23 protein-coding genes are annotated in these 22,241 nt (G+C 70.5%); 15 read left to right on the top strand and 8 right to left on the bottom strand.

The features are described from left to right. Nucleotides 1–2 precede the first annotated feature (2 nt). Nucleotides 3–1,067, bottom strand: a complete 1,065-nt coding sequence (locus tag AB7F93_RS01100; RefSeq protein WP_428301027.1) for a 2'-hydroxybiphenyl-2-sulfinate desulfinase — start codon at nucleotides 1,065–1,067, stop codon at nucleotides 3–5. Between the two features lie 169 nt (nucleotides 1,068–1,236). Between AB7F93_RS01100 and argS the strand changes: the two genes are divergently transcribed. The 9 genes from argS (at nucleotide 1,237) to AB7F93_RS01055 (ending at nucleotide 8,490) form a co-directional block, all read left to right on the top strand. After that, the gene (gene argS, locus AB7F93_RS01095; RefSeq protein ID WP_428301026.1) at nucleotides 1,237–2,991 is read left to right on the top strand and encodes an arginine--tRNA ligase; all 1,755 of its coding nucleotides are present in this window, start codon (nucleotides 1,237–1,239) and stop codon (nucleotides 2,989–2,991) included. Continuing rightward, nucleotides 2,991–3,647, top strand: a complete 657-nt coding sequence (locus tag AB7F93_RS01090) for an SPOR domain-containing protein (protein ID WP_428301025.1) — start codon at nucleotides 2,991–2,993, stop codon at nucleotides 3,645–3,647. Before argS ends, AB7F93_RS01090 begins: the two co-directional genes overlap by 1 nt. 67 nt (nucleotides 3,648–3,714) lie before the next feature. Next, complete coding sequence (locus AB7F93_RS01085; RefSeq protein ID WP_428301024.1) at nucleotides 3,715–4,197, top strand: pyruvoyl-dependent arginine decarboxylase; 483 nt, start codon at nucleotides 3,715–3,717, stop codon at nucleotides 4,195–4,197. Between the two features lie 3 nt (nucleotides 4,198–4,200). Next, a complete protein-coding gene (speE, locus tag AB7F93_RS01080; protein ID WP_428301023.1) occupies nucleotides 4,201–5,037 on the top strand; it encodes a polyamine aminopropyltransferase in 837 nt (278 codons plus the stop codon). 42 nt (nucleotides 5,038–5,079) lie between these two features. Further along, nucleotides 5,080–5,997, top strand: a complete 918-nt coding sequence (galU, locus tag AB7F93_RS01075; protein ID WP_428301022.1) for a UTP--glucose-1-phosphate uridylyltransferase GalU — start codon at nucleotides 5,080–5,082, stop codon at nucleotides 5,995–5,997. Then, a complete protein-coding gene (locus AB7F93_RS01070; RefSeq protein ID WP_428301021.1) occupies nucleotides 5,994–6,560 on the top strand; it encodes a hypoxanthine-guanine phosphoribosyltransferase in 567 nt (188 codons plus the stop codon). The genes galU and AB7F93_RS01070 overlap by 4 nt, the downstream gene beginning before the upstream one ends. Beyond that, complete coding sequence (locus AB7F93_RS01065) at nucleotides 6,557–7,300, top strand: S-methyl-5'-thioinosine phosphorylase (RefSeq protein ID WP_428301020.1); 744 nt, start codon at nucleotides 6,557–6,559, stop codon at nucleotides 7,298–7,300. Before AB7F93_RS01070 ends, AB7F93_RS01065 begins: the two co-directional genes overlap by 4 nt. A 119-nt stretch (nucleotides 7,301–7,419) precedes the next feature. After that, nucleotides 7,420–8,079, top strand: a complete 660-nt coding sequence (locus AB7F93_RS01060; RefSeq protein ID WP_428301019.1) for a LuxR C-terminal-related transcriptional regulator — start codon at nucleotides 7,420–7,422, stop codon at nucleotides 8,077–8,079. 99 nt (nucleotides 8,080–8,178) lie between these two features. Continuing rightward, entirely contained in the window at nucleotides 8,179–8,490 is a 312-nt protein-coding gene (locus tag AB7F93_RS01055; protein ID WP_428301018.1) for a hypothetical protein, read from the top strand. Between the two features lie 32 nt (nucleotides 8,491–8,522). Here AB7F93_RS01055 and AB7F93_RS01050 read toward each other — a convergent pair whose 3' ends face one another. From AB7F93_RS01050 to AB7F93_RS01030, 5 genes are read right to left on the bottom strand one after another with little or no spacing between them, the layout of a single operon-like run. Then, nucleotides 8,523–9,257, bottom strand: a complete 735-nt coding sequence (locus tag AB7F93_RS01050; RefSeq protein ID WP_428301017.1) for a polysaccharide deacetylase family protein — start codon at nucleotides 9,255–9,257, stop codon at nucleotides 8,523–8,525. 4 nt (nucleotides 9,258–9,261) lie between these two features. After that, the gene (locus tag AB7F93_RS01045) at nucleotides 9,262–10,323 is read right to left on the bottom strand and encodes a glycosyltransferase (protein ID WP_428301016.1); all 1,062 of its coding nucleotides are present in this window, start codon (nucleotides 10,321–10,323) and stop codon (nucleotides 9,262–9,264) included. A 5-nt stretch (nucleotides 10,324–10,328) separates the two neighbouring features. Then, a complete protein-coding gene (locus AB7F93_RS01040) occupies nucleotides 10,329–11,444 on the bottom strand; it encodes a glycosyltransferase (protein WP_428301015.1) in 1,116 nt (371 codons plus the stop codon). Nucleotides 11,445–11,451: 7 nt separating this feature from the next. Beyond that, nucleotides 11,452–12,471: a glycosyltransferase family 9 protein gene (locus AB7F93_RS01035; RefSeq protein ID WP_428301014.1), complete on the bottom strand. Its 1,020-nt coding sequence runs from the start codon at nucleotides 12,469–12,471 to the stop codon at nucleotides 11,452–11,454. Then, nucleotides 12,459–13,727, bottom strand: coding sequence for an O-antigen ligase family protein (locus AB7F93_RS01030; protein ID WP_428301013.1), 1,269 nt, complete (start codon nucleotides 13,725–13,727; stop codon nucleotides 12,459–12,461). The genes AB7F93_RS01035 and AB7F93_RS01030 overlap by 13 nt, the downstream gene beginning before the upstream one ends. 113 nt (nucleotides 13,728–13,840) lie before the next feature. Between AB7F93_RS01030 and AB7F93_RS01025 the strand changes: the two genes are divergently transcribed. Genes AB7F93_RS01025 through AB7F93_RS01000 form a run of 6 tightly spaced genes read left to right on the top strand, consistent with a single transcriptional unit; the run spans nucleotide 13,841 to nucleotide 19,741 of the window. Further along, on the top strand, nucleotides 13,841–14,968 hold the full coding sequence (locus AB7F93_RS01025; protein ID WP_428301012.1) for a glycosyltransferase: 1,128 nt from the start codon (nucleotides 13,841–13,843) through the stop codon (nucleotides 14,966–14,968). Next, nucleotides 14,965–16,095, top strand: coding sequence for a glycosyltransferase (locus tag AB7F93_RS01020; protein ID WP_428301011.1), 1,131 nt, complete (start codon nucleotides 14,965–14,967; stop codon nucleotides 16,093–16,095). Before AB7F93_RS01025 ends, AB7F93_RS01020 begins: the two co-directional genes overlap by 4 nt. Beyond that, a complete protein-coding gene (locus AB7F93_RS01015) occupies nucleotides 16,092–17,204 on the top strand; it encodes a glycosyltransferase (protein WP_428301010.1) in 1,113 nt (370 codons plus the stop codon). Before AB7F93_RS01020 ends, AB7F93_RS01015 begins: the two co-directional genes overlap by 4 nt. Before the next feature lie 3 nt (nucleotides 17,205–17,207). Then, nucleotides 17,208–17,897: a sulfotransferase family 2 domain-containing protein gene (locus AB7F93_RS01010; protein WP_428301009.1), complete on the top strand. Its 690-nt coding sequence runs from the start codon at nucleotides 17,208–17,210 to the stop codon at nucleotides 17,895–17,897. 37 nt (nucleotides 17,898–17,934) lie between these two features. Continuing rightward, on the top strand, nucleotides 17,935–19,194 hold the full coding sequence (locus AB7F93_RS01005) for an SRPBCC family protein (RefSeq protein WP_428301008.1): 1,260 nt from the start codon (nucleotides 17,935–17,937) through the stop codon (nucleotides 19,192–19,194). A gap of 4 nt (nucleotides 19,195–19,198) precedes the next feature. Then, nucleotides 19,199–19,741, top strand: a complete 543-nt coding sequence (locus AB7F93_RS01000; RefSeq protein WP_428301007.1) for an NUDIX hydrolase — start codon at nucleotides 19,199–19,201, stop codon at nucleotides 19,739–19,741. 306 nt (nucleotides 19,742–20,047) lie between these two features. Here the strand turns inward: AB7F93_RS01000 and AB7F93_RS00995 are convergent, their stop codons facing one another. Further along, nucleotides 20,048–20,707 (bottom strand): hypothetical protein, encoded by a 660-nt coding sequence (locus tag AB7F93_RS00995; protein ID WP_428301006.1) that lies wholly within the window; start codon nucleotides 20,705–20,707, stop codon nucleotides 20,048–20,050. Nucleotides 20,708–20,753: 46 nt separating this feature from the next. After that, nucleotides 20,754–22,241 carry a lysine--tRNA ligase gene (lysS, locus tag AB7F93_RS00990; protein ID WP_428301005.1) on the bottom strand — a complete coding sequence of 496 codons (1,488 nt, stop codon included), beginning with the start codon at nucleotides 22,239–22,241 and terminating at the stop codon, nucleotides 20,754–20,756.

Below are 22,241 nucleotides of genomic sequence, written 5' to 3'. Positions count from 1 at the left end.
GCTTATGCCGTGGCGGCGAGGGACTGATTCAGAAAACGCCGGTCCGCCCAGGCACCCACGTCCACCGGCGCCGGCATCAGGCCGTTGTCGACCAGAAAGCGCTGCGTCTGCCCGAGCAGGCGCACCGCATCGTCGTCGAGCCGCGGCACGAGCGTGGTGTGGAAGCCCTCGCCGTAGCCGCGCGGCACGGACTGCGGGGAGACGCCAAGGTTCTCGGCCATGATCGCGCACACCTCGTCGGGGTGGGTCTTGGCCCACTCGCCGGCCATCACGCACACGTCCATCACCGCCTGCACGATGTCCGGGCGGTCCTTGGCGAGCCCGGCCGACACGGTGAACGCGCTCACGTAGTCGTCCTCGCGCCGCTCGCCCAGATCCGCCAGCAGGCGCAGCTGGCCACGGCGCTCGATCTCCGCGCCATACGCCAGGAACGAGAAGATGGCGTCGCAGCGCCCGTCGAGCACGGCGGCGATCTGGTCGTTGCCCTCGCGGGACGCCGTGTCGCGGAACAGGTGCTTGGGCGAATGCGCTGCGGCGGCCTGCGCGTCGGCCAGCGACAGCGACCACGGCGTGCGCACGTCCACGAGTTCCACGTCCGACAGGCGAAGGCCGCCGAGGGCCAGCGTGTGCAGCAGCGCGCGCAGCTCCCAGGTACCGAGCGCACACATGGTCTGATCCCACGGGTGCAGGCCGAGGTAGTCCACGTCGCCCAGCGCATTCACCAGATGGCGGGCGTTGTAGGCGATGCCGACGCGCTTGCCCTTGAGGTCCGCCGGGCTGCGCAGGGCCGAATCGGCCCGCACGAAATAGCCCTGGATGCCGCGCAGCGGCGTGAGGCCAATCAGTCGCGTGGTGCCCGGCGCGCGCAGGCCCTGCGTGACGAGCGGCGGAATCTCCCCGCCGAAACGGAAATAGGCCGGCAGGTCGCCCGAAAAATGGGTGGTGGAGTGCTCGCTCGGCAGCACCGAAAAGCGCACGCCGCGCGCGGCGAATTCCTTCTCGAAGGCGCGGATGGCGACCACGAAGGCGCTCGGCACCGGGCAGTTGCTGTAGTACAGCTCGAACATGGGGGGTCTCTCCTCGGGCTCCGGCCGGCGCTCCCGCCCGACCGTTCAGTCGGTGACTGTACCGCGAACGCGCGCCGATCACGAAGCCATTAACGGGACGGCGACTTGATAAACTGCGCGCCCGGCGCGTGCCAGCGCCGGTCCTCGTCGCGCCCATCAGGAAGCCGCCTTGCGCCCGCTGCTGCAATCGCTCGTTGCCGACGCCCTTGCCCGTTTGCAGCGGGAAGGCGTGATCGCCGCCGTCCCGGCCGAGGTGCACGTCGAGCGCACGCGCGACAAGGGCCACGGCGATTTCGCGACCAACGTGGCGCTGACGCTCGCCAAGGCCGCGCGCAGCGCGCCGCGCGCGCTTGCCGAGCGCATCGCAGCGGCGCTGCCGGAAAACCCGGCCCTGGCGCGGGTGGAGATCGCCGGGCCGGGCTTCATCAATTTCTTCCTGCGGCCGGGCGCGCAGCTTGGCGTGCTGCTCGACGTGCTCGCCGCCGGCGAGGCGTATGGGCGCAGCACGGTCGGTGCCGGCCAGCGGGTGCAGGTGGAGTTCGTGTCGGCCAACCCGACCGGGCCGCTGCACGTGGGGCACGGGCGCGGCGCGGCCTACGGGTCGAGCCTCGCCAACCTGCTCGCGGCCGCCGGCTTCGACGTCGAGCGCGAGTACTACGTCAACGACGCCGGCCGGCAGATGGACATCCTTGCCGTCAGCGTGTGGCTGCGCTACTTGCAGTTCCAGGGCGAGGACATCGCGTTCCCGTCGGGCGGCTACCGCGGCGATTACGTGAATGCCATCGCCACCGACTTCGAGCGCGCGGTGGCGGACACCTTTCGCCGATCAGCTCAGGCGGTATTCGATGACCTGCCGGCGGACGCCCCGGCCGGCGGCGATGCCGACAAGTACCTGGACGCACTCATCACGCGCGCCAGGATCCTGCTGGGTGCCGTCGACTACGGGCGCCTGCATCGGCACGGCTGCGACACCATCCTGGCCGACATCGACGACGACCTGACGGCGTTCGGCGTCAGCTTCGACCGCTGGTACCGCGAGAGCTCGCTGGTCGACAGCGGCGCACTCGACCGCGCCATCCAGACGCTGCGGGCCGGCGATCACCTGTACCTCAAGGACGGCGCCTGGTGGTTCCGCGCCACCGCATTCGGGGATCGCCAGGACCGGGTGGTGATCCGCGAGAACGGCGAGCCGACCTACTTCGCGTCCGACGTCGCTTACCACCTCGACAAGCTCGAACGCGGCTATGACCGGATCATCGACATCTGGGGCGCCGACCACCACGGCTACATCGACCGCATCCGCGCGTCGCTGCGCGCGCTGCACGGCGCGGACGACGCGCTCACCGTGCTGCTGGTGCAGTTCGCGGTGCTGTACCGGGGGCTGGAGAAGGTGTCCATGTCCACCCGCAGCGGCGAGTTCGTGACGCTGCGCGCGCTGCGCGACGAGGTCGGCAGCGACGCGGCGCGTTTCTTCTACGTGCTGCGCAAGTGCGACCAGCACCTCGACTTCGATCTCGAACTCGCGCGCTCGAACAGCAACGACAACCCGGTCTACTACGTGCAGTACGCGCACGCGCGCATCGGCGCGGTGCTGCGCCAGCTCGCCGAACGGGGTCTGAAGTACGAGCAGCCCACCGCGGACGCGCTCGCCGTGCTGGCCGAGCATCCCGAAACCGAGCTTGCCACCGCGCTGGCCCGCTACCCGGAGCTGATCGAATCGGCCGCGCTGGCACATGAGCCTCACCAGATCGCCTATTACCTGCGCGAGCTCGCCGGGCAGTTCCACGCCTACTACAACAACCACCCGTTCCTGGTGGACGACGCCGCGCTGCGCAACGCGCGCCTGACGCTGGTGCTGGCGGTGCGGCAGGTGTTGCGAAACGGCCTCCGACTGCTCGGCGTGTCCGCCCCGGAGCAGATGTAATGGCCACCACCCGGCGACGCGGCGCCAAGCGCGCTGGCAACGGCGGCGTGTGGGCGCGTGGATTTTTCACCGGCCTGGCGAGCGGTGCCTTGGCCGCGGCGGTGCTGTACTTCGCCGTGCTGAGTCCGCAGCCGGGCGACAAGGCGCCGAGCGGAGCGCCCAAGGGCGAGACCGGCGACGCTGGCGACGCCAAGACCATCACCGGCTCCAAGCCGAAGTTCGAGTTCTACACCATCCTGCCGGAGCTCGAAGTGCCTGTGCCGGACCAGCCGGCCGGCGACGCGCGCCAGGCCACCGTGCCGCCCGCACTGCAAACCCCGCCGCCAGGCCTGACCGGCACGCCGGCACCGGGTGCGACCGGCGCGCCGCCGCCCGCGCTGCCCGCCGCGGAGCCACTCGCCCCGCCACCGGCGACCGGCGGTCGCTACATCCTGCAGGCCGGCTCGTCGCGCAATGCCGCGGATGCCGAGCGGCTGCGCGCGAGCCTCGCCCTGCAGGGCATGTCGGCGCAGGTGCAGCCGGTCACCGTCAACGGCGAGACCTGGCACCGCATCCGCGTCGGCCCGTTCGCCAGCCGCGCCGAGGCCGACGTGGCGCAGCGCCAGCTGCACGGCGCGCGCATCAACACCATGCTGCTCGAACTGCGTAACCCCTGACGCCGCGGCGCCACAAAGCGCCGCCAGACTTGCCCGTTTCGACTTTGCCCCGGAGAACCCCGTCGCCATGATTACCCAGACCCCCACCCTGCACGCCTTTGTGTCCGGTCGCAGCGAGGGTTTCACGCCGCTGAACGCCTTCGACGGCGCGCTGCTCGACGCCGGCGTCGGCAACACCAACCTGGTCAAGATGTCGTCCATCGTGCCGCCGGCCACGCGCGAGGTCGCGGTGGCCGAGATGCAACTGCCGCCGGGCGCGCTGGTGCCGATCGCCTACGCCGCCATGGAGTCGGACATCCCGGGTTCGATGATCTGCGCCGCCGTCGCCGCCGCCTGGACGCACGACCCGACCAAGCCCGGCCTGATCATGGAATACCACTCCCACGGCCACCGTGAGGACGCCGAGCGGGTGGTGCGGCGCATGGCCGAGGAAGGCATGAAGATGCGCGGCTGGGAAATTCGCGAGCTGAAGTCGATGGCGATTGACATGCAGGTCGAGAAGATCGGCTGCGTGTTCGCCGCCGTCGTGCTGTGGCACCACGGGGCCTGAGCCATGCTGGACGACACCTGGTACACGGAACAGTGGGCGGGCGAGGGCAGCGCCATCTCGCTTGAGCTGAAGGACAAGGTCCACGACGTGCAGTCGCAATACCAGCGCGTGGAGGTCTTCGAGACCACGCGCTTTGGCAAGCTGATGACGCTCGACGGCCTGGTCATGGTCACCGAGCGCGACGAGTTCGTGTACCACGAGATGCTGGTGCACCCGGCGTTGTTCACGCACCAGAACCCGAAGCGCGTGCTGATCATCGGCGGCGGGGACTGCGGCACGCTGCGCGAGGTGCTCAAGCACGACAGCGTCGAGCAGGTGGACATGGTGGAGCTCGACCAGGCCGTCACCGACGCGGCGGCGATTCACTTTCCGACGCTGCACGCGGCGAGCTTCGACCCGCGCGCGCGCCTGTACTTCCAGGATGGCATCGCCTGGGTGGCGGACGCCGAGCCCGGCGCCTACGACGTGATCCTGATCGATTCCACCGACCCGGTCGGCCCGGCGCAGGGCCTGTTCAGCGTCGATTTCTACCGCAACTGCCAGCGCGCGCTCGCCACCGGTGGCGTGCTCGCGGCGCAGAGCGAGTCACCGCTGTTCCACGCCGACCTCATCCGCGCCATGCAGCGCGATCTGAAGGCCGCCGGCTTCAACGACGTCGCCACGGTCGATTTCCCGCAGTGCACCTACCCGTCCGGCTGGTGGAGCGTGACCATCGGCGCGCGTGATGGCTCGGCGAGCCAGTTCCGCGGCGAGGGCGACGCGCAGCCGCCGTTCGCCGGCCGTTACTACCACGCGGCACGGCACCGCGGCGCGCTGACGCCGGCGCGCTTCATGGCCTGACCGGCCGTCGCCACCCCCAGCAGCATCAGGAGTTCGCAGCCGATGACGTCCATCCAGCGGGTTACCAAGGCCGTGTTTCCGGTCGCCGGACTCGGCACGCGCTTCCTGCCGGCCACCAAGGCCAACCCGAAGGAAATGCTGCCGGTGGTCGACAAGCCGCTGATCCAGTACGCGGTGGAGGAAGCCGTCGCGGCGGGCATCACGGAACTGGTGTTCATCAACGGCCGCAGCAAGCGCGCCATTCCGGACCACTTCGACACCGCCTACGAGCTCGAAGCCACGCTGGAGAAAAGCGGCAAGCAGGACATGCTGAAGATGGTGCGCAACATCGTGCCGCCGCATGTGACCTGCATCTACATCCGCCAGGCGGCGCCGCTCGGCCTCGGTCATGCCGTGCTGTGCGCGGCGCCGGTTGTGGGCGACGCGCCGTTCGCGGTGCTGCTCGCGGACGACCTCATCTCCGCGCGCGACCCCGGCGTACATACCGCGACGTGTCTGAAGGACATGATCGACGTCTACCACCAGCGCGGCGCCAGCATCATCGGCGTCGAACAGATTCCGCCCGAGTACTCGCGCCGTTACGGCGTGGTCAAGCCGCGCGCCGTCGGCGAGGGCCTGTACGAGGTGGACGACATCGTGGAGAAGCCGGCGCCCGAGAACGCGCCGTCGAACCTCGGCGTGGTCGGCCGCTACGTGCTGACACCCCGCGTTTTCGACCTGCTGCGTGCCACGCAGCACGGCGCCGGTGGCGAGATCCAGCTCACCGACGCGCTGGCGGAACTCATCAAGTACGAGCGCCTGTTCGCGTATGACATTCCGGGGCATCGTTACGACTGCGGCAGCAAGCTCGGGTATCTGGAAGCCACCATTGAGTACGGCCTGCGCCACCCCGAACTCGGCGCCGAGTTCAAGGAATTCCTGCTCTCGCGCGCCGGCGAGCACTTCGAGCCGCGCCGGTGAGCGATGCCCTGGCCGCAGAGGCCTGGGCGGTGTATCAAGCCGCCGAGTGCCTGCACGACGAGGCGACGGTGCGCGCCGCCGTCGCCCGGCTGGCCAAAGGCGTATCAGCCACGCTGGCCGGCCGCAATCCATTGCTGCTGTGCCCCATGACGGGCGGGGTGGTGCTGGCCGGGCAATTGCTCCCGCTGCTCGATTTCCCGCTCGAGTTCGATTACGTGCACGCCACCCGCTACGCCGGCGCGCTCAGCGGTGGTGAGCTCAGGTGGAAGGTCATTCCGAGCACGTCGCTCGCCGGCCGCCACGTGCTGATCGTCGACGACATCCTCGACCGCGGCCTCACGCTCGCCGCGTTGGTGGACTTCTGCCGCCAGCAGGGCGCCGCCGGCGTTCACACACTGGTGCTGGTCGACAAGCGGTGCCGGCGCGAGGCGGTTATCGAGGCCGATTTCGTGGGTCTTGCGGCGCCCGACCGGTATCTGTTCGGCTGGGGCATGGACTACAAGGGCTACCTGCGCAACGTGCCCGGCATCTATGCGGTCGCCGGGGCGGTGGCGGACACGTGATCGCCCTCCTGGGCGGCTCGGGTCTGGACCGCTGGCCGCAGCTCGGCGCGCTCGTGCCGACCACGATCGACACGCCCTACGGCCCCCCCGCCGCGCCGCTGCTGTGCGGCGCGGTCGACGGCGTGCCGGTGTGCTTTTTGCCGCGCCACGGCGCCGGCCACAGCCTGCCGCCGCACCGCATCAACTACCGCGCCAACCTGTGGGGGCTGAAGGCCGCCGGCGCGACCGCGGTGATCGCCGTGGCGACGGTGGGCTCGATTCCGGCCCACATCGGCCCCGGCGCGCTGGTGCTGCCGGATCAGATCGTCGACTACACGCACGGGCGCGAGGCGACGTTCTTTGACGGCGCCGACGGTCAGGTCGAGCACGTCGAGTTCACCGAGCCGTACGACGGCCTGTTGCGCGCGGCGCTGCTGGACGCTGCCGCCGCCCGCGGCATCGCGCTCATCGACGGCGCCACCTATGCCGCCACGCAGGGCCCGCGGCTCGAAACGCGCGCCGAAATCGACCGCCTGGAACGCGACGGCTGCCACATCGTCGGCATGACCGGCATGCCGGAGGCCGCGCTGGCGCGCGAGCTTGGCCTGCCGTACGCGTGCCTCGCGGTGGTTGCCAACCGTGCCGCCGGGCGCGGCGCGATCGGGCTGCTGGCGGAAATCGAGCAGCACCTCGCCGCCGGCATCGACGCCGCGCAGCGCCTGCTGCTGGCGGCGCTGCCGCATCTGGCGCGGCGTGGGTAAGCGGTCGCTGCGGACCGCCGCCCCCCCGTACTCAAGTTCTACTCCCGCCGGCCGATAGATGCGGTTGAGCCCCACCACGGGGCAGTGCGGGGAAACAAGAACGGGGCGGACCTATGGTCGTGGTGGCAAGTGACAACGTGTCGTTTCTGGATAGTTGGGCGGCGGCGCTCGGCGGGCATGGCACGCTGATTCGGCGCGTGCGCCAGCTGGACGAGGTCGAAGGCACCCTGTCGGGCCGCCAGCCGGCCGTGCTGCTGATCGACCTTGCGCTGCGCGACCTGAACGGCGCGCCCGGCGTCGCCGAGCTGATCGCGTTCAGCCCGAGCACGCGCATCATCGCCATGGGCCACCAGCCCAGCGACGACGAGGGCATCGCCGTTCTGCGTGCCGGCGCCCGCGGCTACTGCAATGTCCACATTGATCCGCGCCTGCTGGTCAAGGCGGTCGAAACCGTGCAGCTCGGCGAGGTATGGATCGGCCGGCGGCTGATCGACCGGCTGGTGGCGATGGTGGGCAATGCCGCTGCCGTCCGTATCGACGCGGAGTGCGGGGTCGACCTCGATGTCCTGACGCCGCGCGAGCAGGAGATTGCACTCCAGGTGGGCAGCGGTTGCAGCAACAAGGTCATCGCGCAGCGGCTGGGTATCACCGAGCGCACGGTCAAGGCGCATCTGGGGTCAGTATTTGGCAAGCTGGGCGTGGCCGATCGCTTGCAGCTGGCGCTGCTCGTCACCGGACGGACGCAGACCAGCCGCCGCGTGGGCGTGCCGTCGCACTGAACGATTTACCCGCCAACCATGGTCCAGTAGGCAAGGCGTTCGGCGGACGCCATAGTTCGCGCCAACACGCCGCGAGGCGGGATCAAACAGGACACGAGAATGGACATGGTCGGAACCGTCATTGCCGCATCAGGGCGGGTCACCGTGGTTACCGAGCAGGGGCAGACCCGCGAGCTGCGGGTCGGTGACGCCGTGCACGCCGACGACATGCTGGTCGCCGCCCTCGATGCGGCGGCCACCGTGCGGCTGCTGAACGGTCGCAAGCTGGAGCTGACCTCGGGCACGGTCGCCGTGCTGGACAGTGACGTGTGGGATGGCGAGGACGGCAGCGACGGCGGCAGCGCGCGTCTTCGCGATGTGCAGCGGGTGTTGGCGGAATCGAACGGGGCGGTCCGCGGGGCCGTGGCCTGATCGGCTGAACGGCCGCGTCAGGCGCGGCGCCGTCAGGCATCGACCCGCGGGCGGGTCTTCATGTGCAGCTTCCAGGCGTAGCCGGCCAGGCTGTCGCCGAACGAAATCGCCTTGCGCGGCAGGCGCAGCGGATCCGCATCCGCAAACGCGCTCGCCCGGTCGCAGGTCACGGCGCTGCGATAGCCGGCAGCCGACACCATGTCGACCACCGCGTCGTCGTGGCTGCCGTACGGGTAGCAGAAATGGTCGATCGGCTCGCCGAGCAGCTGCTGCAGGCGGTCCTTGCTGTCGGTGATCTCAATCCTCGCTGTCTCGCGATCGATCTCGGCCAGGCGCTGATGCGTCAGGCCGTGACTGCCGATGTCGATGCCGAGCTGTCGCAACTCGCGCAGGCGCGATGCGCTCATCAGTGGCGGCGTGGACCGGCCATCGGCGGCAAACCAGGCGGACGGCTGCCCCAGGCGGTCCGCCAGCGCATACACGACGGCCGAGAAGCCAAACCGGGCCAGCACCGGCAGCGCGTACTCGTAAAAATTCTCGTACCCGTCGTCGAAGGTCAGCACCACCGCACGGGGCGGCAGCGGGCGTTCGCCACGCAGCCCGGCGAGAGCCTCGTCGAGCCGTAGCACCCGATAGCGCAGGCGATGCAGCCAGGCCATCTGGGCGGCGAAGCGCCGGTGGTCGCAGTAGGTCGAGCGATGCGCCGCCATGGGCGGGAACTCGCCGACCTGGTGGTACATGAGGATGGACACGCCGTGTTCGGGCATCGCCTCACGCCCCCAGCAGCTGGCGGTACAGGCCAAGATACGCGCCCACCACCGAGGCACGGTCGAAGTCGCGCTCGGCGCGCAGGCGACCGCCCCGCGCCAGGCCGGCCCGCAAGGCGTCATCGCCCAGCGCGGTGGCAATGCCACGGCCGAGCGCCGCGGCATCCTCGCAGGGAACCTGCAGCGCATCCTCACCGGACCGGACCAGCTCCCGCGCGCCGCAGTTCGCCGTCGTCACAAGTGCCCGGCCGTGCGCCCAGGTTTCGAGGATGACGTTGCCGAGCGCTTCTGCCGGGCGCGACGGGAATACCACCAGGTCTGCCAGCGCGTAGTACGGCGCGGGGTCGTCCTGCCAGCCGGCAAAGTGGACCCGCCCGGCGAGGCCATGCCGCTGCGCCTGCTGCTGCAGTGCGGGGCGCAGCGGCCCGTCGCCGAGCAAAACCAGCGCGAGCGGCCGCCCGCCAATCTGCGCCGGCAGTTGCGACAGCGCGGCGAGCAACACGTCCCAGGCCTTGACCGGCACGCAGCGCCCGGCCGCGAGCAGCAGCCAGGCATCCGCCGGCAGCGGCAAGGCGGCGCGCAGGCCGGCGAGTTCGTCGGCGGTACAGGCGCGTGGCGCGTCCACGAAGTTGCCGATCAGGTGCACGCGCTTGGCCGGCAGGTCCGCCGCGAGCAGGTGGTCGGCGAGCGCGCGGCTGTTCACCACCAGCGCATCGGCGTGGTCGAACCCGGCCGGCTTGTAGAACCCGCCCAGGCGCGCCACATGCACCACGCCGCGCGGTACCCGGGCGAGCCGCGTGGCACGGCTCATCCATGTCTGCACCAGGTGGGGTCGGTGGCGCTGGATTTCGTGCCGCAGCTCGTGCCGCGACAGGGGATCCCACACCGTGCGCAGCGGCAGCTCGCTGCGCGGGATGGCGGCCGACAGGGCAGGGGACAGCGCGGCACCCTGCCGCAGCACCGCGTGTACCTCACAGCCGCGCTCGCCGAGCCCCACGCACAGGCGCCGGAAAAAGCCTTCCGCGCCGCCGAGCGTGCGGCTGGCGATGACTTGAAGCGTGCGCATCGACGCTAGTCCGCGGTGGCGAGCTCCGGGCGCGGCAACGCTGCCCGGCCGCCCAGCAGGCGCCGATAGACGGCAAGATTGCCGGCCACCATGGCGGGCACCGAGAACTGCTGTTCCACCCACCACCGACCGCGCTCGCCCATGCGCGCGGCGGCTGTGGCATCGTCCAGCACGCCGGTGAGCGCCGTTGCCAGCGCGGCCGGGTCGCCAGGTGGCACGAGACAGCCGTTGTCGCGCACCACTTCCGGAATACCGCCGACGGCGCTCGCAACGATCGGCACGCCGCAGGCCGCCGCCTGCAGCAGCGATACGCCGAGGCCTTCCATGTCGGCCGGGTGGGCGAGCACGTCAAGGCACGGCAGCAGGCGCGGCAGGTCATCCCGAAAACCCAGCAGCTGCACGCGCTGCTGCCAGCCGCGGGCGGCGATGTCGGCCTGCAGATCCGCTTCGAGTGGCCCCTTTCCGAGCAGCAGCACGCGCGCCTCCGGGTGCCGCGCCCACAGCGCCGGCAGCGCCGCCAGCAGGTGGCGGTGGCCCTTGCGCGGGATGAGCTGCGCCACCATGCCGATCACCGGCGTGTCCGGCGCGATGCCGAACGCGTGCGCGAACCAGATCCGGTCGCGCTGCGGCCGATAAACGGACGTATCCACGGCGCTCGGCACGCAGCTGATGCGCTCGGGCGCCACGCCATCCATCTCAAGCGCGGCGACGATGCCGCGCGAGATGGCGATCACGTGATCGAACAGCGCGTACTTGAGCGACACCAGCGCGCGCGGCTCGCGGTTGTCGACGCGCCGCGACAGCAGCACCGGCACGCCCGCCAGCCGGCCGGCGAGTCCGCCCATCACGTCCGCGCCGCGCCGGCTGTGCAGGTGCAGCAGGTCCGGCCGCTCGCGCCGCAGCAATCGCCACAGCCGCCCGGCAAGGCGCAGATCCAGGTCACCGCTCACCTCGAAGGCGTGCACGCGCGCCACGCCCGCGGCCGCCTGCGCGAGCGGGCTGCGCGCGTCGCACAGCAGCACGTTGTCGTGCCCGAGCGCCGCCAGGCCCTGCATCAGGTACTGCACCTGCAGCGCGCCGCCGTAAAGATGACAGCCGGTTTCGACGTGAACGATTTTCATGCGGACTTCAGTTGGGAAGGGGCTCGGGCGGGATGGCGCGCAGCACCGCGTCCACGCCGATGCCACCCAGACACGGGTGTGCACCGGCGCAGCTCGGCGAGCGCTTGCAGGGCGCGCACGGCAGGCCGCGGTAGAGCACCGCGAGCGGCCGGCCGGGTGCGGCAAGGTAGGGACAGGTCGAGCCGAACAGCGCCAGCGTCGGCACACCGGCGGCGACGCCCATGTGCGTGAGGCCGGTGTCGACGCCGATCACGACGCGGGCGCCGGCCACCAGCGCGGCGGCGGTCGGGATGTCGGTGCGGCCTGCGAGATCGACCGCGGCGCCGTCGCCGGCGATGCGTCCGGCAGCCGGCCGGTCGGTCGGCCCGCCGAGCAGCACTGGCGTCACGCCGAACTCGCCCCGCAGCCGTTTTGCGAGCGCCTGCCAGGCGGCCTCCGGCCAGTGCTTCTGCGGCCGGGTGGTGAACGGTGCGAGCGCCGCGTAGGCGCCCGTCACGCCGGCATCCGTCAGCAGCGCGCGGGCGGCGCGGCGCCCAGCGTCGATGAGCGGCAACTGCGGCTGCGGTGCCGGCAGGCCGAGCGCCGTCGCGAGATGGTTGTATTCGGCGGCGAAGGTCTTGTCGGACGGCGTGCGCAGCACGCGCGTCATCAGCCAATGGCTGCCTTCGGACGGGTCCACGCCGAGTCGTTCGGCGGCGCCTGACAGGCGCACCCACAGCGCGCTCTTGAGCAGCCCCTGCGCGTCGATGGCAAGCTCGAACCGCTGCGCGCGCAGCGCCTTGACGAAGCCGCGCACTGCCCGCCACAGCGCGCCGTAGCGGCGCTCCCGCCACAGCGCCTGCCAGCGCCGGCGCGGCCACACGATCACCTCGTCCACGGCCGGATTGGCCACCGGCAGCGCCTCGAAGCCCTCCTGCACCAGCCAGGCGATGTGCGCGTCGGGATGGCGCGCGCGCAGCGCCGCCGGCAGCCCGCCCGCCATCACCACATCGCCGAGCGCCGACAGGCGCACGATCAGGATGCGCACGGCGCCTCCCGCCGCGGCAGGCCGAGGCCGAACGCGATGCCGGCGAGCAACACGACGTGGAAGCGGAAATCCTGCGTCAGCAGCCGGAAATCGAACGCGCTCCAGACGAGCGTGATCGCGAGCGTGCCGGTGAGAAACATCCCTAGCTGCGGCGGCAAGGTGCCGGCCCGCGCCGCGCGGTGCAGCCCGGCGCCAAGACCGGCCAGCACCGCGCCGAAGCCCGCAAGACCCACCACCCCAAAGCGCACCAGCAGTTCGAGGTAGGTGTTGTGCAGATGCGCCATGGCGGCGAGTTCGGCGTCATCGGCCTGCACGATGATTTGCCGGCCGGCATCCGGGCCATGGCCGAACCACGGCCGTTCCCGCCAGCGCTCAAGCGCAAGCCCGGACAGCCGCAGCCGCAGGCCGATGGAATCGGCCGGCAGTGTGGCGAGTTCCGACCGCGGCCCGGTGGCCGGCCCGTCCGCGAGCCCGGCAAGTGCCCGATACGTCGCGGCGTCGTCGGTCAGACGCCGCGCCAGCGCCTCGCCGTTCAGCAGCAACCCGGCCACCAGCACCGCGCCGAGACCCGCCAGCGCCGGTCGGGGCAGCCCGCCGCGGCGCCATGCCCACACCGCGCACGGCGGCAAGGCCAGCGCCAGCGCCAGCCACGCGCCGCGCGATCGACACGTGAGGAGACCGATGCCGATCAGCGCCAGTGCCGCCCCGGCGGCGACAAGCAAGGCTCGTCTTGGTAACGACGGCAGCCGCGCGGCGTAGTTCGGCACCAACAGCAATACGCCGAGCAGCGCCGTTGCCGCGTAAAGGCCGAAGGCGATCGCCGGCAGGCCGAAACCGAGCCGCGTGTGCCCTTCGGACAGCGCCTGCCACAGTTCGCTTGGGCGGGCGTGCAGGGCCATGCACAGCAGCAGGCTTAGCCCCGCAAGCGCGAGGGCGCGGCCTGCGCGGCTACTCTTGCCGGCCACGGCGAGCCCGACCGGCACCAGCAAAATGAGCTTCGCGAGATCCGCCAACACCGCGATATCGGCCTCAGACAGCCCGGTCGATAGCGCCAGCACCGTTGCCTGCACGGCAAGAACCAGGGCCAGCGCCAGCAGCGCGGGCCAAGCGGGATGGCCGGTGAGCGCGAGCAGCGTGTGACGGGGGCGTGCGGCGGCGCCCAGAACAAGCAGGCCAAGCCCCACGTTGGCGAGCGCAGGTGCCGCGAACACGCCAAGCGCGAACAGATACAGGGCACTGACAGCGAAACGATCCACGCCGCGCAGGCTAGGTCGCTTGTGCGACAGCACGGCGACGCCGCGATGACAGCCACGTGACAGCGTGAGGGGTGCAACCAAACTGTCACCATCGGGCCGTCATGATTGTGCGGATGACCGACCCGCGAGACCGCGCGCCGCGCCTGGCCCTGTACGGCTCCCACCGTGGCCCGAACGGCATCGGCCGCGTCATCTGCAACCTTGCCAACGGCGCCGTCTGCCACGGCGTGGCGGTCGACCTGCTCGTCAGCCAGGCCGACAGTGCGGACCTCGCGCTGCTGGATGCGGGGGTGCGCGTGGTGCCGCTCGGCGCGCATCAAGGCCGCGCCGCCGTCGCCCGACTGGCCGACTACCTTGAGCGCGAGCGCCCCGCGGTGCTGCTCGGCAACCGCGAATGGGCCAACCGGCAGGCGCTGGCGGCGCGGCGCCGCGCCGCGGTGCCGGTGCCGGTGCGGATCGCGTTTCGGGTCGGCAGCCCGCCGTCGGACGGCCTCGCGCGCCGGCACTGGCCAAGTCGCCTGTGGCACCGCGCCCGATTGCGACAGACCTACCGGCAGGCGGACCAGGTGATCGCCATCTCGTCCGGCGTCGCCACCGATGTGCTCACCCTTGCCCGCGTGTCGCCCGAACGCCTCGCGACGCTGAAAAACCCCTCCATCCCGGTCGATCTCGACCGACTCGCCGCCGCCCCCGCGCCGCACCCGTGGCTTGCGCTGCCAGACGTGCCCGTCGTGCTCGCCGCCGGCCGGCTGGCCGGGGTCAAGGACTTCGGCACGCTGGTTCACGCCTTCGCCGCGCTGCGCCGGCAGCGCCCGGCGCGGCTGGTCATCCTGGGCGAGGGGCCGCAGCGCGGCGCGCTGCAATCGCTCGCGGAACAGCTCGGCGTGGTGCAGGACGTTGCCCTGCCGGGCTTTGCGGCTAACCCCGCCGCCTGGATGGCGCGGGCGGCGCTGTTCGTCGTGTCTTCGCGCTACGAGGGCGGCCCCAACGTGCTGATCGAGGCGCTGGCCTGCGGCACGCCGGCGGTGAGCACCGACTGCCCGCACGGTCCGCGGGAGATCCTGGACCACGGCCGCTGGGGCCGGCTGGTGCCGGTGGGCGACGTGCCGGCACTCGCCGCGGCGATGGCGGTGACGCTCGATGCGCCGTTGCCGGCCGAAACACTGCGCGCGGCGATGGCGCCCTACCGGGTCGACACCGCCGCGCGGGCATATCTCGCCGCGCTCGGGCTGCTGCCGTGACGACCAGGCGCCGGCCGGACGTCGCCGTGCTGCTCGCCACCTCCGGCCACAGCGGCGTCGACCGCGTGATGGGCAACCTGCTCGCGGCCTGGGGCGAGGCGGGCCTTGCCGTGGACCTGCTCGCCATCCGCAGCCACGGCCCGCACATCGACCCGCTGCCGCCCGGTCTGCGGCGGGTGCTGCTGCCGGCCCGGCATGTGAACACGGCGCTGCCGGCACTCGTGCGGTATCTGAACGCCGTGCGCCCGCCGGTGTTGCTGACCGACAAGGACCGCGTCAACCGCGTGGCGCTGCTGGCGGCGGCACTCGCCGGTGGGCGCACGCGCGTGGCGGTGCGCCTCGGCACTACCGTGTCGGTGAACCTCGCCCGCCGCGGCCGGCTGGAGCGCGCCGTGCAGCGTGCCTCGATGCGCCATCTGTACCCGCGTGCGGCGGCCGTGCTGGTGCCCTCGCAGGGCGCGGCGGACGATTTGGCCGCCTTCGCCGGGCTCGCGCGGCAACACATCGCCGTGGTGCCAAGCCCGGTGTTCGGCAGGCGTTTCGAGCGGCTCGCCGCGGAGCCGCCGCAGGGCGTGACCTGGCCGGAATCAGCGCCGCCCACCGTGCTTGGCATCGGCGAGCTGTGCGCGCGTAAGGACTTCGCGACGCTGATCCGCGCCTTCGCGCGCCTGCGCGCCGCCCGGCCGTGCCGGCTGGTGATCCTCGGCGAAGGCCGCCAGCGCGCGGCGCTCGAAGCGCTGGTGCGCGCGCTTGGCCTCGAAGCCGACGTGCTGCTGCCGGGCTTCGTCGCCAATCCGTACCCGCATCTGTCGCGCGCGGCGCTGTTCGTGCTCGCCTCGCGCTGCGAGGGCCTGCCAGTGGCGCTGATCGAGGCGCTGGCCTGCGGCACGCCGGCGGTCAGCACCGATTGCCCGAGCGGCCCGCGCGAGCTGCTGCAGGGCGGGCGGCTCGGCGCGCTGGTGCCGGTGGGCGATGCCGAGCGGCTTGGCAGCGCCATGGCAGCGACGCTGGCCGCCCCGCCGCCGGCCGATGCGCTGCGCACGGCGGCGGCGCCCTACGCGGTGAACGCGGCGGCCGGCGCCTACCTCGACGCGCTCGGCGTGCCGCGCCCGGTGGCGCTGGCGTGACCGGCGGTGCCCCCCGCGTGGCGCTGCTGGCGGCCTTCTCGGGCGCGGGCGGGGTCGAGCGCATGCTGCTGAATCTCGCCGCCGGCATTGCCACGGCGGGTTACGGCGTGGACCTGCTCACCATCCGCCGCGACAGCCCGCACCTGCACGCGCTGCCGGCCGGCGTGCGCCACGTGCCGCTGCCGGGCGGCCACGCCTGGGCGGTGCTGCCGGCACTCACGCGCTACCTGCGCCGCGAGCCACCGGCCGGCCTCATCGCCGCCAAGGACCGCGCCAACCGCGTCGCCGTGCTGGCGCGCGCGCTGGCCGGCCGCCCGTTGCCGCTCGCGCTGCGGCTTGGCACGCATCTGGGCGGTGCGCGTGGGCCGGATCGCACGGCGGGCGATCGTCTGCGCGGGTTTTTCTACCGCCGGGCCGATGCCGTGATCGCCGTCTCGCAGGCCATGGCGGATGACCTTGTGCCGCGCTTTGGCCTGGCGGCGGCACGGGTCAGGGTGATCCGCAACCCGGTGGTGACGCCTGGGCTTGCCGAACTGGCCACCGCGCCCTGCCCGCATCCGTGGCTGGAGGAGGGCGAACCGGTCATCGTCGGCATGGGCCGCTTCACGCGCCAGAAGGACTTTCCGACCCTGCTGCGGGCGTTTGCGCGGTTGTGCCGGCAGCGCCCGGCGCGCCTGGTGCTGCTCGGCGAGGGCGCCGGCAAGGCCGAGTGCGCCGAGCTCGCCACCGAGCTTGGCATCGCGGACCGCGTGCTGCTGCCGGGCTTTGCCGTGAACCCTTATGCCTGGCTCAGTCGGGCGCGGCTGTTCGTGCTGAGCTCCCGCTGGGAAGGCTCGCCGAACGCGCTCGCCGAGGCGCTGGCGCTCGGCGTGCCGTGCGTGGCGACCGACTGCCTGTCCGGTCCGCGCGAGCTTTTGGCCGACGGCCGCTACGGCCCGCTGGTGCCGGTGGGCGATGCCGAACGACTCGCCAGCGCCATGGCCGCCACGCTCGACGCGCCGCTGCCGGCGGGCAGGCTGCGCGAAGCCGTGCGCGAGTACCGGCAGGACGTGGCCGCGGCCGCGTATCTGGCCGCGCTCGGTTTGCCCGCTATCGTTCCTGGAACCTGACCCATGCTGCTGTGCTACCGCCACAACTTCCTGTTCGTGCACATCGCCAAGACCGGCGGCACCAGCGTGCGCGCCGCGCTCGCCCCGCTGCGCCGGCGCGACCCCTGGCGGCCGGTGCTGTGGGCGTGCAGTCGTCTGAGCGCGCTCGCCGGGCATCGGCTCGGCATCAAGTTCCCGCGCCACGCGCCGGCCAGCGCCGCGCAGGAGATGCTGCCGCGGGATTTCTACGAGCGCCTGTTCAAGTTCGCTTTCGTGCGCAACCCGTGGGACTTGCAGGTCAGCTCCTGGCACCACCTGCGCCGCGAGCGGCCGCAGCTGGTGGCCGGCTGCGCCGACTTCGAGGCGTTTTTGCGCCTGAAGCTCGACCGCCGGCGCGCGCCGCAGTATCACCTCGACGTTGCCGCCCGCCCGCAGGTGGAGTACCTCACCGACCGCCACGGGCGGGTGATCGTCGATTTCGTTGGTCGCTACGAGCGCCTGGCGCCCGACTTTACGGACGCGTGTCAGCGCATCGGCGTGCGCCCGCCGCCGCTGCCGCACCGGCGCGAGGCCACGGCGCGCGACGACTACCGACGCTACTACACCGACGCCACGGCCGAACTCGTGGCCCGCCACTACGCCGCCGACATCGCGCTTTTCGGCTATCGCTTCGACGATCCCGGCGCGCTTGCCGCCCCTGTGCCGGCGACTTAGAGTGCGGGCGATCGCCCGCCCGAGGAGAAACACACCAATGAACGCCCCGCAAACCCGTCCCGCCGTTCCTTTCGCCTGGCCTGAACTTGGCCTGCGCCGCGTGCCGTACGCGGTGTTCACCGACCCCGCCATCTACGCGCTGGAACAGGAACGCATCTTCCGCGGCCCGACCTGGAACTACGTCGCGCTGGAAGCGGAGCTGCCGAACCCGCACGACTACGTGTCCACCTTCATCGGCGACACGCCTGTCGTGGTCACGCGGGACTCGCAGGGCGCGCTGCACGCCTGGGTGAACCGCTGCGCCCACCGCGGCGCGCTGGTGTGCCGGGACCTGCGCGGCAACACGCAGACCCATACCTGCGTGTACCACCAGTGGGCGTACGACGCCGCCGGCGCGCTGATCGGCGTGCCGTTTCGCAAGGGCCTCGGCGGCAAGGGCGGCTACCCGGCCGACTTCGACATGGCGGACCACGGGCTGAGGCGTCTTCGCGTGGCGAGCCGCCGCGGCGTGGTGTTCGCGAGCTTCGCCGCGGACGGGCCGAGCCTTGAGGAGTATCTCGGCGAGACCATGCTCGGCAACATCGACCGGGTTATGACCAAGCCGATCGAGGTCATCGGCTACAGCCGCCAGTACGTGCACGCCAACTGGAAGCTGTACGCCGAGAACACGCGCGACTCCTACCACGCCATGCTGCTGCACCTGTTCTACCCGACCTTCGGCATCGCCCGGCCGGCGCAGAAGGTGTCCATCGAGATGAACGAGGCGCGCTACCACAACCTGTTCACGGTCTGGCAGCCGTCCGGCAAGGAAACGATGGACACCTACAAGGCCAACACCACGCGCGCCATCCAGGGCGGGCAGGACGCGCTGGAGTCGCCGCAGTTCCTGAAGTACATCAACGAGCGCGGCGACGACATCTGCATCACCATCGAATCGCTGTTCCCGAACAGCGTGTTCCAGCACATCCAGAACGGCATGGCCGTGCGGCAGATTCGCCCGACGGCCGTCGACCAGTTCGAACTGTTCTGGACCTACTTCGGCTACGCCGATGACAGCGAGGAGATGCGCGCCCACCGCCAGCGCCAGGCCAACATGCTGGGCCCGGCCGGCCTCATCGCCATGGAAGACGCCGAAGCCGGCGAGATCATCCAGCGATCGGTGTCGGACGGCAGCAACGAGCAGTCCTTCGTCGAGATGGGCGGCTACGGTACCGACAATCTCTACGACATCTCCGGCACGGACGAGAACTCCATTCGCGGCTTCTGGCAGGGCTACCGCGACCTGATGGGGTTCTGACCGCATGCGTCATTGCAGCGAATGCGGGCAGGCGGTCGAACTGCGCGTGCCGGCCGGTGACAACCGGCCGCGCCACGTCTGCAGCGTGTGCGCCACCGTGCACTACCAGAACCCGCGTCTGGTTGTCGGCTGCATCCCGCAGTGGGAAGACCGCATCCTGCTGTGCCGCCGCGCCATCGAACCCGCCTACGGCCGCTGGACCCTGCCGGCCGGCTTTCTTGAACTCGGCGAAGGCACCGCCGAGGGCGCCGCGCGGGAAGCCGCCGAGGAAGCCTGCATAGACGTCGACATCGGCCCGCTGTTCAGCCTCATCGACGTGCCGCACATCGGCCAGGTGCACATGCTGTACCTGGCCCACCTGCGCGAACCGCGCTGGGCGGCGGGCGAGGAAAGCCTCGACGTTGCCCTGTTTGCCGAGGACGACATCCCGTGGCCGGATCTGTCATTCCGCAGCGTGCGCGAGACCCTGCGGCATTACTTCGAGGACCGCCGGCAAGGTCAGTTTGGATTGCACACGGCCGTGCTGGGGCCGCCGCCGGGGGCGTGAGCGAATCGCTTTGGTGAGCGTTGGATTGGCGCGCGGCAGGGTGGGCAAAGGCCCTCAGGCCGTGCCCACGCGAATGCGACGACTTGTGACCGGTAAGGCTCCGTGGCGCCTTCCTGCCCGCGTGGGTACGCTTCGCTTTGCGCGCCCGCTCGCTTTTCGGTCACCAATATCAGATGAATCGGCTGTCTTGTAAGACGGGCAAGGCCTTAAGGCCTTGCCGACGCGGTTGCGCGTGATAATTCTGTTGCGCTACAGGAAGTGCGGCAGCGTTTATTAGTCGCGAGGGCACGCGTTCCTTTGCCCGCCCTATAGTTCGCTGCGCGACGCGGCATTCTTTTTCTCGCGTTGCGAGAATTGATTAACTATGCTGGGAAGTGTCCCGGATTGAAGAAAAAGGTTCGGGAGTAGCGTGATAAACGCAGTTGCCGCCGTGGAGAATTCGGCCGCCAGATTCAGCACCTTCATTTCGTCGATTTGCAGTATCGATCGGTACTGAGTCAACGCGTCGGGGTCGCGGTGTGCGATCGTTGCGTTCCGAAGAAATTCGAAGTCGCTCTCAGCTTTCTTTTGCACTCTGCGAAGCGTTCGCAAAGACTCATTCGCAGCTCGCTTCATGTCGTCAGGTGCTTTTATTGTTTCGAGTGCTTGCCGAAGTTTCTGACCTGCGACCTTGTCTATATCGCGACCGTGAACTGTCAGTAAAATAACGCGGGTACAGAGCGAGCGATGCCACTTGTCGGGGTGGGTCAGCGCGTCGATTTTAAGCGCTTGGATATCGCGTTCGGTGATGAGAAGGAAAAGTGCGATATTTAGAATAACGGTGGACGCTTCAAAATCACGTGTAGTGCTTTTTTGTGTCTGGAGCGCCAATTCACTCAAAGCGGACTTGAGGGCCGCTCGCCGTTTCCGTTCCTTGAACGGCAAAACACGCCGCATCACGAAGCGAGCAACATCTTGCGGCGTCATATTTTATCGCGTTGGTAAGTGGATCACGACTAGGGCGGAGCGCCGATCAACGCTCCGGCCGCAGGTGCGGAAACAGTATCACCTCGCGAATTGACGTCACATCCGCGAACAGCATCGCCAGGCGATCCACGCCAATGCCCTCGCCGGCGGTCGGTGGCAGGCCGTACTCCAGCGCTTCCACGTAGTCGGCGTCGAAGTACATGGCTTCCTCGTCGCCGGCGGCCTTGCGGGCGGCCTGTTCCAGGAAGCGGGCGGCCTGGTCTTCCGGGTCGTTGAGCTCGGAGAAGCCATTGGCGAGTTCCCGGCCGGCGATGAACAGCTCGAAGCGTTCGGTGAGCGCGGGGTTGTCGGCGCGGCGGCGGGCGAGCGGCGAGACCTCGACCGGGAAGTCGGTGACGAAGGTCGGCTGGATGAGCTGTTCCTCGACCACTTTTTCGAACAGTTCGAGTTGCACCTGGGCCAGCACGTCGTCGTCCTTGACTACCAGGCCGAGTTCCAGCGCCAGCGCGCGGGCGGCGTCGAGATCCGCCAGCACCTTGGGCGTGGCCTGCGGCAGGTAGGCGGTGATCGCCTCGGCCAGCGTGTAACGGGCAAAGGGCTGGCCGAAGTCGATGCGCTGGCCCTGGTAGCTGATTGCGGTGGTGCCCAGCACGCGCGTGGCCAGGTCGCGCAGCAGGCGCTCGGTGTGGTCCATCAGGTCGCGGTAGTCCGCGTAGGCCTGATAGAACTCCAGCATGGTGAATTCGGGGTTGTGGCGCGTGGAAAGCCCCTCGTTGCGGAAGTTGCGGCCAAGCTCGAACACCTTCTCGAAACCGCCCACCACCAGGCGCTTCAGGTACAGCTCCGGCGCGATGCGCAGGTACAGCGTCATGTCGAGCGCGTTGTGGTGGGTGACGAACGGCCGCGCCACGGCGCCGCCCGGCATAGGCTGCATGAGCGGGGTTTCGACTTCCAGAAACCCTTCCGCCACGAACCACTCGCGAAGCCCGGTGACCAGCGCCGAGCGGATGGCAAACGTGCGCCGCGCCTCGTCGTTGACGATCAGATCCAGATACCGCTGCCGGTGCCGGCGCTCGGCATCCTGCAGGCCGTGCCACTTGTCGGGCAGCGGACGCAGCGACTTGGTCAGCAGGCGCACGGCGTCCGCGCGCACGGTGAGCTCGCCGGTCCTGGTGCGGAACAGCGCGCCCGTGACGCCGACGATGTCGCCAAGATCGAGCCGCTTGAAGTCCTCGTACGCCGCCTCGCCGAGCACATCCCGCTGCACGTACACCTGCATCCGGCCGGAGCTGTCCTGCAGGTGCACGAAGGACGCCTTGCCCATGAGGCGGCGCGTCATGACGCGGCCGGCGATGCGCACCGGCACCGGCGTGGCGTCCAGCGCCTCGGCGCTCACGTCCGCGTGCGCGGCGAGCAGGTCCGCGGCGAGCGCGTCGCGGCGAAAGTCGTTGGGGTAGGCCTGCCCGGCGTGGCGCCAGGTGGCCAGCTTCTCGCGGCGGTTGGCGATCTGTTCGTTGTCGTCGTCGTGCTGCAT

It is taken from the genome of Immundisolibacter sp. (genome assembly GCF_050250495.1).
Taxonomy (GTDB): Bacteria; Pseudomonadota; Gammaproteobacteria; order Immundisolibacterales; family Immundisolibacteraceae; genus Immundisolibacter.
Note: the sequence above shows the minus strand (reverse complement) of the source record. Positions and strands in the feature narration are given on the sequence as shown.